Origin of the sequence: Flavobacterium araucananum, from assembly GCF_002222055.1 — a bacterium.
Taxonomy (GTDB): Bacteria; Bacteroidota; Bacteroidia; order Flavobacteriales; family Flavobacteriaceae; genus Flavobacterium; species Flavobacterium araucananum.
Genome location: NZ_MUGS01000005.1, coordinates 207,673 through 224,114 on the forward strand (window position 1 = coordinate 207,673; position 16,442 = coordinate 224,114).

Genomic DNA, 16,442 nt, shown 5'->3' on the forward strand with positions numbered 1-16,442 from the left:
TTGATGAAAAATTTAGGTGTTGTAATTACTGATGGAGTTGGGTTTCGCAATTTTATATTAAGCGATTTTATTTATGAAGCCAAAGCTAATTTTAATGAAGTAATCATTTTTTCATGTTTGCCCAAAAAAGTTTACGATAATTTTGATCTAAACTGTAAAATTATAGAGTTAGAAGTTTTTGAAGAATCATTTTATACTTGGTTTTTTAGAAAAGCCAAAGAAGTTACCCATTTGCAATTGCATGCAAAAGGCAATTTTGGTATTGCTGATAATTTAAAAATTACCCAATCAAAAGCTAAAAATCCAAGAGGTTATGCGACTCGGTTTATTCATCAATATTCAAAATTAGTCCATTCTGAAAATTGGATTCTTAAATACAATAAATGGCAGCAAAAAACCTTTCGATCTAATGCAATAACAAAGCAATACGGGCAAATATTAAAAGAAAATAATATTTCGGTATTGTTCTTTACACATCAGCGGCCACCCTTTATTGCGCCGCTTATATATGCTGCCGAAAAATTAAAAATAAAAACTTCTGCTTTTATTTTTAGCTGGGATAACCTGGCTTCAAAAGGAAGAATGGCGGGTAATTTTGACTTTTATTTTGTTTGGAGTAATTTGATGAAACAAGAATTGTTAACTTTTTATCGATCTGTAAAAGAAAATCAAATAGCGGTTGTGGGAACACCACAATTCGAACCGTATGTTTTAAATAAATATGGTTATGATAAAGCCGGCTTTCAAAATAAGTTTAAATTAAATCCGGATAAGCCAACTATTTTTTTTACCTGCAACGATGCCAGCAGTGAGAATGACCCAATTTACTTAGAAATTTTAGCTGAATTTATAGCTCAAAAAAAATTGGCAAAAGAGGTGAATCTTATCGTGAGAACATCTCCGGCAGAAGAACCAACCCGATTTGAAAAACATATTAAAAAATATCCTTTTATAATATGGAATTTTCCGGATTGGAATATTAGTCGCGAAGGACATCAGGAAGCATGGACACAAAGAGTGCCATCTGTAGCAGATCTTAATGATTTAAAATCGTTATTACAATATTGCGACTTATCTATTAATGTTTTGTCAACCATAACATTAGATGCTTTTCTTTTTGATAAACCGGTGATAAATCCTGTTTTTGGGAATGAAACAAATGGATGGTTTGATGATCAAAAGTTTTTAAAATATGAACATTTATCTAAATTAGTAGATTCAAATTCAACAGATATTGTCAAAAATGAAGAAGAATATCTGGAAGGAATCAATAAAATTTTAAATAATGTTGACGTTAAAAAAGCAGAAAGAGCCAAATTTATTGAACTCCAAATTGGAGGATCATTGCAAGATACAAGTAAAAGAATTGCTGAAATTTTATCGCATTTATAATGGTAAAAAAAAAGATAGCAATTTTATGCAATTACCAATTACTTCCGGAACGTGTAGGAGGTATGGATTATTTTTTCTGGGATTTTGATAAAAAATGTAAAGAAAATAATATTGAGACAGATTGGTTTTTTCCAAATCAATCAAATCATGGTCATTATTCGCATTTAACTATTTATAGCAATACAAAAGAAAGTATAGAAAACAGTTTTCTTTCTTTCTACAAAGAAAACAAACCGGAATACACGCATATAATTACTCATTTTGTAGAATTATGTACTTCTTTTTTTTATAGTATAAAACAAGTTTCAAATGCTCAAATAATTGCTGTAGATCATAATCCAAGACCTTTGAATGGATATTCGTTCAAAAAAAAAATAAATAAAAGACTTAAAGGAGTATTATTCTCGAAATACATTGATGTTTTTGTTGGAGTTTCAAATTATACGGTAAATGAAATTTTAAAGGATTTCGGGTCTCACTTAAAATCTAAAACTTTAACTATTTACAACGGCGTAATTCTGGATAGTATTTTGGCTAGAGAAAATAGAAATAATGTAAAACCTGTTTTTTTAGTCGCTTCTCATCTTAGAGAATCCAAAGGAATTCAGGATTTAATTGAAGCAGTAAATCTTCTTCCTGTTGCCATCAAAAATCAAATTCAAATTGCAATCTATGGTGACGGACCCTATAAAGAACAGCTAGTGCAAAAAATCGAAAAACACCAATTACAAAACTGTTTTGCTTTTATGGGAAGTAAACCAAATCTGAATGAAATTTTTTCGCAATATGATTATATGTTGCAGCCCACGCATATGGAATGTTTTAGTTTGTCAATTTTAGAAAGTCTTGCCGCAAATGTTCCAGTAATTACGACCAATGTTGGGGGTAATACCGAAGCCATAACTTCAGGAAAGAATGGATATATTTTTGATGCAAAAAATGTAAAAGCGCTGGCAAAAATTCTTGAAGATGTTTATTTGGGAAACAAAAAGATATCAGTTAATACAAGAGAATTAATAGCTAATTCCTTTTCTTTGCCAAAAATGGTAGAAAATCATTTTGAACTACTCCAAAACAAAATGTATTAAATTTTAAATTACTGCAATAAAATATGTTTTTTAATTCGTTAGCATTCGCTATTTTTTTACCAGTCGTTTTTTTTCTGTATTGGTTTGTATTTAATAAAACAAAAAGTACTCAGAATGCTTTATTAATTGTTGCAAGCTATTATTTTTACTCTTGTTGGGATTGGCGATTTTTATTTTTATTGGTTTTTTCTACTTTTTTAGATTATTACACCGGAATTCAAATTGAAAAAGGAAAATCAGAGCGAAGCCGTAAATTTTGGTTCTGGCTCAGTATTTTAGTTAATTTAGGATTTTTGGGTGTTTTTAAATACTACAATTTTTTCGCCGCATCTTTTTCAGAATTATTAAATACAGTTGGCGTTAAGGCAAGTCCTTTATTATTAAATGTAATTCTTCCTGTCGGAATTTCATTCTACACTTTTCATGGGTTATCATACGTTATCGATATTTATTACAAACGAATAAAAGCAGAACATAACTTTGTAGATTATTCCTTATTTGTAAGTTATTTTCCGCTTTTGGTTGCCGGACCAATAGAACGAGCGACACATTTATTGCCTCAGGTAAAAGTAAAAAGAGAATTTAATTTTGAAATTGCCAAAGAAGGAATTTATCAGATAATTTGGGGATTGGTCAAAAAAATAGTCATCGCAGATACTTGTGCAACTTATGCCAACGCTATTTTTGATAATTATCCTTCAATGAATTCATTTTCCCTTATTTTAGGAGCAATATATTTTGCTTTTCAAATTTATGGTGACTTTTCCGGATATTCAGATATTGCTTTGGGAGTTTCAAAACTGTTTGGGCTGGATTTATTGCGAAACTTTAATTACCCTTATTTTTCGAGAGACATTGCTGAGTTTTGGCGTCGTTGGCACATATCGCTTTCATCGTGGTTTCGAGATTACTTATACATTCCGTTAGGCGGAAGCAAAGGCGGAATCTGGATGAAAATCAGAAACACCTTTATCATTTTTGTAGTAAGTGGCTTTTGGCATGGAGCCAATTGGACCTATTTAGCATGGGGATTTATAAATGCGGTTTATTTTCTACCGTTACTTTTATCAAATAGCAACCGAAATAATATGGATGCTATTCATCTCAAATTTAATTTTGATTCTGTAAAAGTAATTTGGAGTATTTTCTATACTTTTTTGTTAACCTGTACAGCCTGGGTGTTTTTTAGAGCAAGAACGATTTCAGATGCGGTTTTGTATTTAAAACGAATTATTACCAATAGGGATTTTAGCTTTCAATACCTCGATAATGAACGCTACAGTTATGAATTGTTAATCATGATTGCTGTTTTTGTTTTGATAGAATGGAACAATCGTACCAGAGTAGAGCCTCTGTCAGGAAAAAGAACAGTACTTAAAATCGCTTTGGCAATAGCAGCAATTATGGCATTTGGAACTTTTTCTGACTATAAAGAATTTATATATTTTCAATTTTAATGAAACGTTTTTTAATTTATACCACCAAAATTTTACTAATAACAATCCTCATAGCAGTTGCATTAGACGGATTGTATACGGCAATTTTTATGCAATCTAAAAACCGTGGAAAGATAGAAACGGTTGTGAATTCTAAAGCAAAAAAATACGATGTTGTAATCTTAGGTTCATCAAGAGCAAATAATCATTTTGTTGCACAAATGTTCGAAGACAAAGGATTAAAAACTTTTAATTATGGGATGAGCGGCGGACATTTATTCGAGGCATCGTTACTGTTGAAATTAATGATCGAAAGAAAATATGTTATAAAAAATGTTATTCTGGAAGCAGATCTAAATCTTTCTACAGATCATGAATCAGAAGGTGTTGGAGCAAAGTTTTTGCCCTATATTCATCATTCAGAAGTTATTAAAGATCATTTTTTGACTCAGGAAAATTTTAACGAATTGTATTATGTTCCTTTTTACAGATATATAAAATATGATGCTAAGATAGGTTTTAGGGAAATATATAATATTGCAAAAGGAAAATCAACAAATGCATTAGACAATTTAGGTTATTATCCGTTAAAAAAACATAAAAACGGCAATATGAAAAACAATATTGTCAATTTGAATCCTTTGTCACACAATAAATATTACGAAGAAATCAAAAATACGTGCAAGGCGAACAAGATCAATTTTATTGCAGTAATGACCCCAATGTGCGAAAATGTCGTAGGGATGAATTATTTTGATAAAGTAAAAAAAGGCTATCCTGAAATTCATAATTATGAAAATGTAGTAGTCGAAAACAAGTATTTTTCGTCTTGTGGACACATGACTGATACAGGAGCAAAAATGTTTACAACTAGAATTTTAAAAGATTTTTTCAATAAATAAACGATGAAAATAGCTTTTCTAACCCCAGAATATCCACATTCTAAAACCGGAAACTCCGGCGGTTTAGGGACTAGTATTAAAAATTTGGCAATTGGACTTTTACAAAAAGGAATTTCAGTTCGCGTTCTGGTTTATGGTCAGAAAGAAGATGAAATTTTTGATGATAACGGAATAATTATTCAGCAGATAAAGAATGTAAAACTGAAAGGTTTATCCTGGTTCTTAACCAGAAAAAAAATCGAAAAAGTTATTAATCAATTATATGCTGATAAAAAGATCGATTTAGTAGAGGCACCAGACTGGACAGGAATTACTTCTTTTATCCAACCTGAAAAATGCCCTTTGATAATTCGATTACACGGTTCAGATACTTATTTTTGTCATTTAGATAATCGCCCAGTAAAGTGGATAAATAAATTTCATGAAAAACGAGCTTTAAAAAAAGCAGACACTTTATTGTCAGTCAGTCAGTTTACGGCAGATACAACAAATGCCATTTTTGGACTGAACAAAAGATTTAGAGTGATTCAAAATCTTATTGATGTAAATTTATTTCAGCCTTCAAACGATATTTCATCAATAAATAAAAACATATTTTATTTTGGAAGTTTAATTAGAAAAAAGGGACTTTTAGAGTTGCCTTTGATCTTTAATAAAGTTATAGAAACTAATCCTGACGCAAAACTAATTTTGGTAGGTAAAGATGTGCCTGATATTATTTCCGGTAATTCTTCGACATATCAAATGATGCAAGAACTGTTCTCAGAAAGGGCCAAAGCAAATGTTTCGTATTTAGGAAGTGTTCCTTATCTTGAAATTAAAAAGAAAATTGAACAAGCAACAGTTTGTGTGTTCCCTTCTTTTGCCGAAGCTTTTCCGGTTTCCTGGCTTGAAGCTATGGCTATGGAAAAAGCAATTGTGGCATCTAATATTGGGTGGGCAAACGAAGTGATTATTAATGATGAAAGTGGTTTTTTAGTGCATCCAAAAGAGCATGATCTATTTGCAACAAGAGTTAGTCAACTTCTGGATCATTCAGGTCTGGCAAAAGAAACAGGAAAAAAAGCCAGAATTAGGGTGCAACAATTCTTTAGTGCAGATAAAATAACAAATGACAACATTAATTTTTATAAAGAAATAATAAATCCGGAATAGAGAAATGAAATTAAGCGAATTTGTAACCACTACGGGAGAAATTATTCTTTACAATGGGAAACCTGACTTGGCAAAACTGGAGATTTTATCTTCTGGCGCGGGTGATATTTGGCATAGTTCATTTGAACAAGGTTATAAAAATGTATTTCCGGAATTAGTTTATCAAACGGCTACATTTTTTTGGTACATAAATGATTTTGATAATTTAGACGAATGTGTAAGCTGGAGGATTAATTCAAATTCTTTTGCCGTTCGAAAATCAGTATGGGAAACTTTAGGGGGATTTGATACAGAATATCAAAATCTGCAAATTCAGGCATTGGATTTTGGCTATAACGCTTTACGAAATTCCGGTGCAATTCCGCTTTACATAAAAGGTCTGTTTGCAGATAACAATAAAGAGAAAATCAATATATCAGAGAAAGACAGATATGTCTTTTTTAGAAAAAATTTCAAAAAAGAACATTCTGTATTTATGCTTTACAGAGAAGGTTTCTGGAAATGGAAAGAGTGGAATGCTTTTTTTTATGCCAGTAAAAACTTTAAAAAGTCAAATGCAAAACCTATTATAAAGCCTCGTGAATTGCAAGACATAAAAGGAAATCCAACAGTAAGTTACATTATTCCAACAATGATGCGACAGGATTTTACTTTAAAATTACTGGACGATTTGGTCCATCAGGATTATCCGGTTTCTCAGGTTGTGGTAGTCGATGCAACTCCAAAAGAACAAAGAGAAGAAAGTCTGTATTATAAAAAGAAATATCCTTTTGAACTCATTATTAAGTGGCAGGAAACCAAAGGAAGTTGTAGGGCCCGAAATGAAGCGATTGATTTATGCACTGGAGATTACATCGTTTTTGGAGATGATGATATCCGGTTTAAATCAGATTTTATAAAAAATCATCTTAGTATCTTGCAAACCTATAATGTGTTTGCCTGCAATGGATTAGATATCAGGGCAGACAACCAACAACAAAACTTAGAAGATCTCGATTTAAAATTAGAAAAGCTAAACGATAAAAGATGGAAAGTAGGTACTACTCAAATTTTTAGTAATGCAAATTCTTGTGTTAAAACAGAATATGTTAGAAAATTAGTTGGTAATGATGTTAATTTTGATGGGGGATACGGAGAAGACAATGATTTTGGAATGTCATTGACTAAACTGGGATTAACTGTTATTGCAAATCCTTTTTCGGCTAATTTGCATCTAAAGCCACCAGTAGGCGGATATCGATTTTGGGGAAATCAGGCTAAAATTATTGGCAAAAAAAGAAAAACCCAACCTTGGGAACTTGGCATTCCGGTAAAAAAAATAAAACCCGTTCCCAGCCCTACAGTTATGTACGGAATTGTTAAGCATTTTACACCTATGCAAGTAAAAGAGTATAAGTACAAACATTTTTTTCTGTACCTCTTTAAAGGGCCTAAGAAGTTGTTTTTATATCGTTTTTTTAGATTGCCATACAAAAACCTGCAATTTAAAAAGTCTTTGTTTTATGCTGGAAAATTGAACGAATTAGGAATTAGATACAAATAAAAGTGATGCAATTTTCTCTTATAATCTGCACGTATATGCGCCCTGAGCCATTGTTAACTTTATTACAATCGATTAGGAGGCAAAATTTATATCCCGCTGAAATTTTAATTATTGACGGTTCTACAGATAATAAGACAAAACTAATATTAGATCAAAATAAAATTGAGAAATTAAAATATTTTCTTGTTCCGGATCAAGAAAGAGGATTGACAAAACAGCGTAATTTTGGAATAGCTCAGGTAGCCCCAAATTGCGAGATTGTTTGTTTTCTTGATGATGATACAATCCTGGAAGAAAATTATTTTGAAGAATTAATTATAACCTATACACTTTATCCGGATGCACTAGGAGTTGGCGGCTATATTACCAATGAAACAAATTGGATTAAAACTAATGATGACTACAAGCCTTCTATAAATGAATTTTATTTTGATGGATGGAAACGTAAAGATGGAAGCAGGTTCGTTTTACGCAAAAGACTAAATTTAGACAGTAATTGTCTGCCAGGTTTCTCCCCTTTGTTTTCGCATGGAAGAAGTGTTGGTTTTTTACCCCCAAGCTACAAAACATACGAAGTTGAACAATTGATGGGAGGAGTTTCTTCATTTAGAAAATCGGTTTTTGAACAACTTTCATTTTCAACTTATTTTGAAGGTTATGGTCTCTACGAAGATGCCGATTTTTCTTTAAGGGTTGCTAAAACGGGAAGATTATATGTAAATACAGCTGCAAAACTAGGTCATTTTCATGCTGCCTCAGGGCGTCCAAATCAATATAAATACGGAAAAATGGTCGTTAGAAACGGATGGTATGTATGGCGTGTTAAAAATCCAAACCCAAATTTCAAGGACTGGTTAAAATGGAATGCAATTACATTACTTTTGACATTCGTTAGATTTAGCAATACATTTACTTCAAATCATAAAAAAGCTGCTTTTACAGAAAGTATCGGTAGAAGTTTAGGATGGTTTAGTTTGATTTTTAATAAACCAAGAGAATAAATATATAATGAATGTATTTCAACTTATAAAATCAGATTACAGGAAATGCCAAAAATATGGCGGCCATTTCTTTGTCATTGTATTTTTTACTCAGGGTTTTTGGGCTACTTTTCAGCATAGAATTGCGCATTATGTTTATACAAAAATCACCTGGAAGTTATTTAGACTTCCCTTATTGTTTTCAACTTTAATTTGGCAAAAATGGATTGAAATTCTAACCGGAATTTCTATACCATCTTCTGTAAAAATTGGACATTCCTTTTATATAGGTCATTTTGGAGGTATTATTATCAACGCAAATGCAAGTATTGGCGACAATTGCAATATATCGCAAGGTGTTACTATTGGAGTATCAGGCTCTGGTGAAAAACGGGGAACTCCTGTTTTGGGCAACGATGTCTATATTGGGGCAAATGTAGTGGTTGCCGGCAAAATTAAGATTGGTAATAATGTACTTATTGGCGCTTGCTCAATGGTAAAAGATTCTTTGCCGGACAATGCTGTTGCAATGGGGGTTCCGGCAATAATAATCTCGCAAAGAGGCTCAAAAGGATATATTTAATGAAATTATTAATTGTTTCGACAGCACCAATAATTTACAAAGATCAGGTTCCGTTTGCGTATAGCCCTTATGTAAATGAACTCGTGGTATTAGAAAAATTTGCCGATGAGTTTATGTTTTGTTGTCCCGTTTGGGAAAAAGAAAATGGTCTTTTAATAACCAAAATTCCGTTTCCCATCAAAAAACATTTTAAGCTAATAGATTTTAGTTTAAGTTCATTTGCAAATATTCTGAAAGCCTTTTTTTTCAGTTTTTATAATATTTTAGTTTTGTTTCGTGCAATGAAAAATGCAGATCATATTCATTTGCGTTGTCCCGGAAATATAGGTTTATTGGTGTGTTTTGTACAAGTTTTTTTTCCATCTAAAAAGAAAACAGCCAAATATGCCGGAAATTGGGACCCGGAAAGTAAACAGCCCTTCTCGTATAAATTGCAAAAAAAGATTTTGAGCAATACCTTTTTGACCCGAAATATGCAAGTTTTGGTATATGGGGACTGGCAAAATCAGTCTAAAAACATCAAGCCTTTTTTTACCGCTACTTATGCCAATGCTGAAAAAGAAACTATTCAAAAAACGAGCTTAGATACAACCATAGAATTTATTTTTGTTGGAAGTCTGGCTCCCGGAAAAAATCCATTGTATGCCATACAATTAGTTCATGAATTACTTGAAAAAGGATATCATGCAACCTTAAGTTTATTTGGAGAAGGAAATGAAAGAACTTCTTTAGAAAACTATATTCGAACCCATAATTTAGAAAAACAGGTGTTTTTGCACGGCAATCAAAATCAGGAAACAGTAAAAAGAGCCTATCAAAAAAGTCATTTTGTAATCCTGCCCTCAAAAAGCGAAGGTTGGCCCAAAGCCATTGCCGAGGGAATGTTTTGGGGATGTGTGCCTATTGCAAGCAAAGTTTCCTGCGTTCCTTTTATGCTCGATTATGGGCAAAGAGGCCTTTTGCTAGAAATGAATCCAGAGCAAGATATAAATCAAATAAGAGAAATACTTGAGAACCCCGAAAGCTTTTCTGCCAAAAGTAATTTAGCACTCGAATGGTCGCAAAATTATACAACAGATGTTTTTGAAACCGAAATAAAAAAACTATTGTCAAAATGAGAATCGTACAAATTATAGACTCCCTCGAAGCAGGAGGTGCAGAACGTATGGCGATTAATTATGCCAATGCATTAGCAAAAAACATACAGTTTTCTGGTTTAGTGGTCTCTCGTAAAGAAGGATTACTGGTTAGCCAAATCGATCAAAAAGTATCTTATTTGTTTTTAAAGAAACAGAAAACAATAGATTTTCAGGCTGTTTTTAGATTGCGAAACTATTTAAAAAAGAATAAAGTAGATATGATTCATGCACATAGTTCTTCTTTTTTTATAGCAGTTTTGGTTAAACTAACATTGCCCAAAATCAAAATTATCTGGCACGATCATTATGGTATTTCACAAGATTTGTCTGCTCGAAAAAACCTAAGTTTAAAATTAAGTTCCTTTTTTTTTGCAGGTAGTATTGCCGTAAATTCGGCTTTAAAAAATTGGGCAAAATCATATTTATGGTCTTCCAATATTGTTTACTTTCCAAATTTTATAATTGATTCCGTTTCTCCTGAAAAACAAATCCTAAAAGGATCAGAAGGAAAACGAATTATTTGTGTCGCTAATTTACGTCCCCAAAAAAATCATGAATTATTAATTGATGCAGCTAATATGATCAAAGAGCAATTTCCGGATTGGACATTTCATTTGTTCGGGAAAGATTTTGAGGATGAGTATTCGGCAAAACTAAAACAAAAGGTAAAGGATTTAAAACTAGATGAGGTTGTTTATTTTTATGGCACAACAAATAGCGTTGGCTCTGCATTAGAGCAATGCGAGATCGCAGTATTACCATCACTTTCAGAAGGACTTCCGCTAGCTGTTTTAGAATATGGCGTATACAAATTGCCTGTTGTGGCAACAAACGTAGGCGAAATCTCGAAAATTATAACTTCAGAAAAAGAAGGAATAATTGTAGCAGCCAACGATTTAGAGGAGTTTGCTGCTGCAATTGAGAAATTGATTGCTTCTGAAAAAAACAGAGCCGAAATGGGGTTAGCATTATACACCAAAGTTCAATTAAACTTTAGCGAAAACGCGATTATAAAAGAGTATATTTTATGGTTAGAATCTTTGCTTACTTTTGCAGTAGAAAACAATAAATAAAAAATGAAAAATACAAAGTTGTCATATATTTTCCTGCTTTTAATTCATGCAGTAATTGCTGTGGCTGTTTTTGCATTGCCTTTTTTGTCTAAGATATATGCCCTTGTAATTCCGGCTGTTGGTTTTTTTATTGTTTATCGAACTAAAAATGCCAACAATGAGGTCCTTATAGTGGCAGCATACTTAGTAGGTGTTGAGGTATTTTTGCGAATGACAGGTGGTAATTTTAATAATGAATTTGTAAAAGTCAATGTCATTTTTTTCATGATGTTAGGCATGATCTACAGCAATTTTTCGACCAACGCATTTATATATTGGTTTTTCCTGATTTTACTAATTCCGGCTATTCTCATTACATCTACCGCGTTTAATCCTTCTATAGATATAAAAAAATCATTGGTTTTCAATTTGTCGGGACCGTTATGTTTAGCCATATCCTCGATTTATATGTTTAAACGAAGAATTTTGTTTACGGATTTACAAAACGTATTAGTAGCAATGGGGTTGCCAATACTGAGTACAACAGTATATTTATTTTTGTTTAATCCCAGTGTTCGTGATGTGGTTACCGGAACACAATCTAATTTTGAAACTTCGGGAGGTTTTGGTCCCAATCAGGTTTCTACTGCGTTAGGGTTAGGAATGTTTGTGTTTTTTACGCAATTAATACTGTTTTCAAAATCAAAAAAAATAATGCTCCTAAATGGGGGTTTACTAATATTTGTAACCTATAGAGGTATTGTTACTTTTTCGAGAGGAGGAGTCATAACCGCAGTTGCCATGATTGTTTGTTTATTGTTCCTGCTTTATATGTATTCAAATCCCAAAGGGAAAAGCAAATTTTTATTGGTTTTTATTCTTACCGGATTAATGGGGGTAGGAGTTTGGGGATATTCATCCTTTCAGACCAATGGACTTATAGAAAAGCGTTATGCAAATCAAGATGCCGCAGGACGCGTAAAAAAAGATCGTTTAGGAGGTCGGGAAGAAATTATGAACGAAGAGCTTGCACTTTTTATGGACAATCCTATTTTGGGAGTTGGTGCAGGAATGGGTAAGCAAATCCGAAAAGAAACATTTGGAGAAGAAGCGGCTTCGCACAATGAGATTACCCGTATGTTAAGTGAGCATGGTTTGTTTGGTGTATTTGGTCTTTTAATACTTTTTTTGACCCCTTTTATCGTTTATGTAAACAACAGGCAGCATCTGTATTTTTTATCTTTTTTTGTCTTTTGGCTCTTAACGATTAATCATGCCGCGATGCGAACAGCAGCGCCGGCTTTTGTATATGCTTTATCACTGCTTTTAGTACAAGTTAAAATTCCTGAAAAAGCAGAAAATTCGTTAGGCTAAATTCTAATTTTTTATGATACATTTGCTTCAAGTTTAAGCCCCTAAACAAAGTTGAATAAATGTTTTCTAACAATAAAATGCATTTCGAAATATCGGAAAGAAGAATACTACTTCTTGTTTTTGATGCTATTTTCATTTTATCAGCGCTCTATGTATTAAGCCTGGTATTTGATTATCATTACTTCGTTTTTGACAGAAGCAATGCTTTAAGTATTATTTTGCTTCTTGGTTACGTCTACGTATTTGGCGTAATATTCGAGATGTATAATTTGCAGGTCGCAAGCAGTCAGTTGCAAATTCTTCAAAGTGTAGTTTTTACCGCCACCTCTTCAAGTTTAGCGTATTTGTTTACGCCCGTTTTATCTCCGGAACTGCCCAAACAGCGATTAATTATCATTATTTTTTATTTTACGATACTAATCACCCTGTTATTATGGCGGTTTTTTTATGTCTATTTCTTAGCATCGCATCGGTTTTCTCAAAGTGTCGTTTTAATATGCGATCAAAATCAAGTCGAAGAGTTGGTTTTGGGATTAGAAAGTGTAGACCCGCATTATAAAATTATTGGCTTCGTAAATTCAGATTCAGTTTCTAAGGAAGATTTAGAATTTCATTACGTAAAAGAAGTAAAAAAGAGCGACTTAGAAGCTTTTGTGATCAAAAATCAGGTTTCTGAAATTGTAATCGCTTCTCAGAAAACGGACGGAATTACAGCCGATTTATACCAGCAATTACTTCACTTATTAGAATCCGGAAATATCATTAGAGAATATACACAGGTATATGAAAGTAAAACCCAGCGTATTCCGGTACAATATATAGCGAGGGATTTTTATCGTTTTTTTCCTTTTAGCCGAAGCAACAACAATAAGCTTTACCTGTTTTTAGTGCGCTCTATCGAGTTTTTGTTTTCTTTTGTGGGATTATTGGTTTGTATCCTTTTTATTCCTTTAATTTTTATTGCCAATCTTTTTGCAAACAAAGGACCTTTGTTTTATACCCAGGAACGTGTAGGCAAAAACGGGATCGTTTTTAAAATCTATAAGTTTAGAACCATGATTACGGACTCTGAGTCTGACGGAATTGTTTTTGCAACTTCAAACGATAAACGTATTACTCCGTTTGGCAAAATGATGCGTAAATCAAGAATAGACGAATTGCCTCAGTTTTTTAATGTTTTAAAAGGCGATATGGCTGTAATTGGTCCAAGACCCGAAAGACCATTTTTTGTTGAAGAAATAGCGCGTGTAATGCCTTTTTATGAAACAAGGCATGTTGTAAAACCGGGACTTACCGGTTGGGCACAAGTCAATTATTCGTATGGTGAATCGATCGAAGAAAGCCTGATAAAACTACAATATGATTTATACTACATCAAGCACCGAAGTATATTTCTTGATCTAAGCATTACTTTTAAAACCATTACGACCGTTTTATTTTACCGCGGACAATAATTTAGATAATAATTGGAATTCGTTTTTTGTTTCGAATGGCAACTCTTACCAGAACAAAACCACTAGTAATAATTAGTGGTAAAACAATTAAAAAATGCGCTTTGTTAATTAGGAAAATGCTGTAAACGATTAAAAATAATAGATGTAAAACAGCAGAACGATACGTCCATCTTTTGTTCTTTGCAATCGAAAAGAAAATCAAAATCAACAATAACGGACTAAATAAAAGTACATTGTAGTTCATGGCCAATTCGTGGTGAGAGGAATAAAATCCCATGAACGTAAAAAAGATTCCTATAAAAGATAAAATCAAAAGATAGATTTTGTCAACTATTTTGTTGTGAGCCAAAACTACAAAAGCAAGGATAAAAAGATAGGTATAAACATTATTCCACCATGAACTTGGGTTTTCTTTCTCAAAGCTTAATAATGTTTTTGTTTTAGAAACTAAAGGTTTATTTTGACAGGTCGTTTTTTCCAGACTGTTTTTTAACTCAAACGGCAAAAATATCTTAGTTCCCAATTGATCTACTTTAGTTCCAAAAATAATACTTGTGCCCAACTGATCATAAAAGTGCCCGTCAAAATAAGGAAATAAGATCGATCTGTATGTTTTGTCAGTATCTCCTTTTTTGGTAATAACAACATCATTTAAAGTTTTATTAATAATATCTACCACCATCGAGGTGCAGTTTTTATCAATAAATTTATAAGTATAAAAACGATCCTGAGAAGCTAAAGTAGTATTCAAATTATCAAAAAGCTTTTGTTTTGCCTCTGGAGAAATAAGCAATTCCTGCTCAAAAACACTTCTTTTTTCATTCGTGTAATCATTTAGAAACTCAGGGAAAGAATGTACTACTACAAAATATTGCAAATCGCCTTTTGCAAATTTTGCTACAAAATTAGGTGTAGAAAAATCAAAAGCACCATAATTAAAAACAACATCAATATTATTTCCCGGATCAACGACACGCAAAGCAGTATGACCAAAATAAGAATAAGTTTCGTTGCCTAAACCGCAAGTAATAACGCTTATTTTAGCCTCTTTAGACAAAGGCAAACTTTGGCTGTAACCAATAAAACTTAGTAATAATAGTAAACTAAAAAGTGTTCTTTTTAAAATGACATTTTTCATACTTTAAAATTTTAAGAAGTTTGTGGTTTTGAAATTTTATCTAAAGATACCTAAATCTACTTTTAAAGAAAAGATATTGGAGTACAAAGCAGTACTTTGATTTCCTAAGTCAGTCAAAGCATAATCAATCTGAATGCCTTTGTATTTAAAACCTAAACCAATATTAGGTTGAAAATTTATTTTTTCGGTATTGTCTAATTGCGTTACATTCTGAAAATTTCCTGCTCCCGCTCTTAAAAAAACAAGATCAGTATAACCAAATTCAAACCCCAAAGCAGGATCAATACTTACTGCTTTTGTAGAGATAATGTCTTTTGTTTGCTCAAAACGCATATTCAAATTAGTAGCAACCATAAGACTGTAATCATTATGAAAATCAAACTTTCTTGAAACTCCCAATTGTGCTTTTGGCAAAGTTATTTCAGTACTTTCCGGCAATTCATTATTCTCTCCCGGAATTGCATTGGCAATTTTTGCATATTCCTCCTCATCAATATTCCAGACATTATAAGTAGTGGTAATATCACGAAGCATCAATCCAAATTTCCAATTGTTTCGTTCGAACTGTAGGCCAACATCAAAACCAAATCCCCAGGAATTTGCAAATTTTCCAATAATTCTACGAATTATTTTGGCATTTACCCCATATTGAAGCCCTTCAACAGGCAATCTTCTGGCATAAGAAAAAGTAAAACCATAATCGGCAGTCGAGAACAAACTAATCCTGTTGTAATCTATATTTCCCTGATTGTCGATTAATTGTGTCGTATCCATGATATCATCAACACCAAAACGAATCATCGAAATACCCCAGGCACTTCTGTCATCAATTGGGCTTGCATAACCTATATAATCGTATTGCGCAATATTGGCAAAATAATTGGCGTGCATTAAAGAGAGCTGATGGTCCTCAAGATTGGTCAAACCTGCCGGATTCCAATATCCCGCATTAACATCGTTTGTAGAAGCCACAACTGCACTCGACATTCCTAATGCAGCTGCATCGACACCAATATTCATAAATTCATTTGAATATTTTCGAACGGTTTGTGCATACTGTTGCGTACAACTCCAACATAATAAGAATACAAAGATTTTCTTCAACGGATTTTTTTTAGCAAACCGAAGTCTGTTTTAATTTTTACCAAAAATATAATATTTATTATTACCAATGGTTATAATTTTTTTAGACTAATAGTAGAAATT

At 32.5% G+C, this 16,442-nt stretch carries 14 protein-coding genes; 12 read left to right on the plus strand and 2 right to left on the minus strand.

What is annotated here, in order from left to right; genetic code table 11:
• Positions 1–3: 3 nt before the first annotated feature.
• From B0A64_RS05055 to B0A64_RS05110, 12 genes are read left to right on the plus strand one after another with little or no spacing between them, the layout of a single operon-like run.
• Positions 4–1,392, plus strand: coding sequence for a glycosyltransferase family protein (locus B0A64_RS05055; RefSeq protein WP_089478435.1), 1,389 nt, complete (start codon positions 4–6; stop codon positions 1,390–1,392).
• Positions 1,392–2,480, plus strand: a complete 1,089-nt coding sequence (locus B0A64_RS05060) for a glycosyltransferase family 4 protein (RefSeq protein ID WP_244285351.1) — start codon at positions 1,392–1,394, stop codon at positions 2,478–2,480. Before B0A64_RS05055 ends, B0A64_RS05060 begins: the two co-directional genes overlap by 1 nt.
• Before the next feature lie 23 nt (positions 2,481–2,503).
• Positions 2,504–3,937 carry an MBOAT family O-acyltransferase gene (locus B0A64_RS05065; protein WP_089478436.1) on the plus strand — a complete coding sequence of 478 codons (1,434 nt, stop codon included), beginning with the start codon at positions 2,504–2,506 and terminating at the stop codon, positions 3,935–3,937.
• Positions 3,937–4,818, plus strand: a complete 882-nt coding sequence (locus tag B0A64_RS05070; RefSeq protein ID WP_089478437.1) for a hypothetical protein — start codon at positions 3,937–3,939, stop codon at positions 4,816–4,818. Before B0A64_RS05065 ends, B0A64_RS05070 begins: the two co-directional genes overlap by 1 nt.
• 3 nt (positions 4,819–4,821) lie before the next feature.
• Positions 4,822–5,973: a glycosyltransferase family 4 protein gene (locus B0A64_RS05075; RefSeq protein WP_089478438.1), complete on the plus strand. Its 1,152-nt coding sequence runs from the start codon at positions 4,822–4,824 to the stop codon at positions 5,971–5,973.
• Positions 5,974–5,977: 4 nt separating this feature from the next.
• A complete protein-coding gene (locus tag B0A64_RS05080) occupies positions 5,978–7,516 on the plus strand; it encodes a glycosyltransferase family 2 protein (protein ID WP_089478439.1) in 1,539 nt (512 codons plus the stop codon).
• A 5-nt stretch (positions 7,517–7,521) separates the two neighbouring features.
• Positions 7,522–8,517 (plus strand): glycosyltransferase family 2 protein, encoded by a 996-nt coding sequence (locus B0A64_RS05085; RefSeq protein ID WP_089478440.1) that lies wholly within the window; start codon positions 7,522–7,524, stop codon positions 8,515–8,517.
• A gap of 7 nt (positions 8,518–8,524) precedes the next feature.
• The gene (locus B0A64_RS05090; protein ID WP_089478441.1) at positions 8,525–9,079 is read left to right on the plus strand and encodes a serine O-acetyltransferase; all 555 of its coding nucleotides are present in this window, start codon (positions 8,525–8,527) and stop codon (positions 9,077–9,079) included.
• Positions 9,079–10,197 carry a glycosyltransferase gene (locus B0A64_RS05095; RefSeq protein WP_089478442.1) on the plus strand — a complete coding sequence of 373 codons (1,119 nt, stop codon included), beginning with the start codon at positions 9,079–9,081 and terminating at the stop codon, positions 10,195–10,197. Before B0A64_RS05090 ends, B0A64_RS05095 begins: the two co-directional genes overlap by 1 nt.
• Positions 10,194–11,291, plus strand: coding sequence for a glycosyltransferase (locus B0A64_RS05100; RefSeq protein ID WP_089478443.1), 1,098 nt, complete (start codon positions 10,194–10,196; stop codon positions 11,289–11,291). Before B0A64_RS05095 ends, B0A64_RS05100 begins: the two co-directional genes overlap by 4 nt.
• A 3-nt stretch (positions 11,292–11,294) precedes the next feature.
• Positions 11,295–12,644: an O-antigen ligase family protein gene (locus B0A64_RS05105; RefSeq protein ID WP_089478444.1), complete on the plus strand. Its 1,350-nt coding sequence runs from the start codon at positions 11,295–11,297 to the stop codon at positions 12,642–12,644.
• A gap of 59 nt (positions 12,645–12,703) precedes the next feature.
• Positions 12,704–14,098, plus strand: coding sequence for a sugar transferase (locus B0A64_RS05110; protein WP_089478445.1), 1,395 nt, complete (start codon positions 12,704–12,706; stop codon positions 14,096–14,098).
• A gap of 1 nt (position 14,099) precedes the next feature.
• On the opposite strand, the gene B0A64_RS05115 is transcribed toward B0A64_RS05110, so the two are convergent.
• Both B0A64_RS05115 and B0A64_RS05120 read right to left on the minus strand, forming a co-directional pair.
• The gene (locus B0A64_RS05115; RefSeq protein ID WP_089478446.1) at positions 14,100–15,236 is read right to left on the minus strand and encodes a lipoprotein N-acyltransferase Lnb domain-containing protein; all 1,137 of its coding nucleotides are present in this window, start codon (positions 15,234–15,236) and stop codon (positions 14,100–14,102) included.
• Between the two features lie 36 nt (positions 15,237–15,272).
• Positions 15,273–16,340: a putative type IX sorting system protein PorV2 gene (locus B0A64_RS05120; RefSeq protein WP_449528509.1), complete on the minus strand. Its 1,068-nt coding sequence runs from the start codon at positions 16,338–16,340 to the stop codon at positions 15,273–15,275.
• Positions 16,341–16,442: the final 102 nt, after the last annotated feature.

What these genes read in the sequence shown, in the direction of transcription:
- B0A64_RS05055 (WP_089478435.1), top strand. Translation starts at nt 4, where the DNA reads ATGAAAAATTTAGGTGTTGTAATTACTGATGGAGTTGGGTTTCGCAAT.
- B0A64_RS05060 (WP_244285351.1), top strand. Translation starts at nt 1,392, where the DNA reads ATGGTAAAAAAAAAGATAGCAATTTTATGCAATTACCAATTACTTCCG.
- B0A64_RS05065 (WP_089478436.1), top strand. Translation starts at nt 2,504, where the DNA reads ATGTTTTTTAATTCGTTAGCATTCGCTATTTTTTTACCAGTCGTTTTT.
- B0A64_RS05070 (WP_089478437.1), top strand. Translation starts at nt 3,937, where the DNA reads ATGAAACGTTTTTTAATTTATACCACCAAAATTTTACTAATAACAATC.
- B0A64_RS05075 (WP_089478438.1), top strand. Translation starts at nt 4,822, where the DNA reads ATGAAAATAGCTTTTCTAACCCCAGAATATCCACATTCTAAAACCGGA.
- B0A64_RS05080 (WP_089478439.1), top strand. Translation starts at nt 5,978, where the DNA reads ATGAAATTAAGCGAATTTGTAACCACTACGGGAGAAATTATTCTTTAC.
- B0A64_RS05085 (WP_089478440.1), top strand. Translation starts at nt 7,522, where the DNA reads ATGCAATTTTCTCTTATAATCTGCACGTATATGCGCCCTGAGCCATTG.
- B0A64_RS05090 (WP_089478441.1), top strand. Translation starts at nt 8,525, where the DNA reads ATGAATGTATTTCAACTTATAAAATCAGATTACAGGAAATGCCAAAAA.
- B0A64_RS05095 (WP_089478442.1), top strand. Translation starts at nt 9,079, where the DNA reads ATGAAATTATTAATTGTTTCGACAGCACCAATAATTTACAAAGATCAG.
- B0A64_RS05100 (WP_089478443.1), top strand. Translation starts at nt 10,194, where the DNA reads ATGAGAATCGTACAAATTATAGACTCCCTCGAAGCAGGAGGTGCAGAA.
- B0A64_RS05105 (WP_089478444.1), top strand. Translation starts at nt 11,295, where the DNA reads ATGAAAAATACAAAGTTGTCATATATTTTCCTGCTTTTAATTCATGCA.
- B0A64_RS05110 (WP_089478445.1), top strand. Translation starts at nt 12,704, where the DNA reads ATGTTTTCTAACAATAAAATGCATTTCGAAATATCGGAAAGAAGAATA.
- B0A64_RS05115 (WP_089478446.1), bottom strand. Translation starts at nt 15,236, where the DNA reads ATGAAAAATGTCATTTTAAAAAGAACACTTTTTAGTTTACTATTATTA.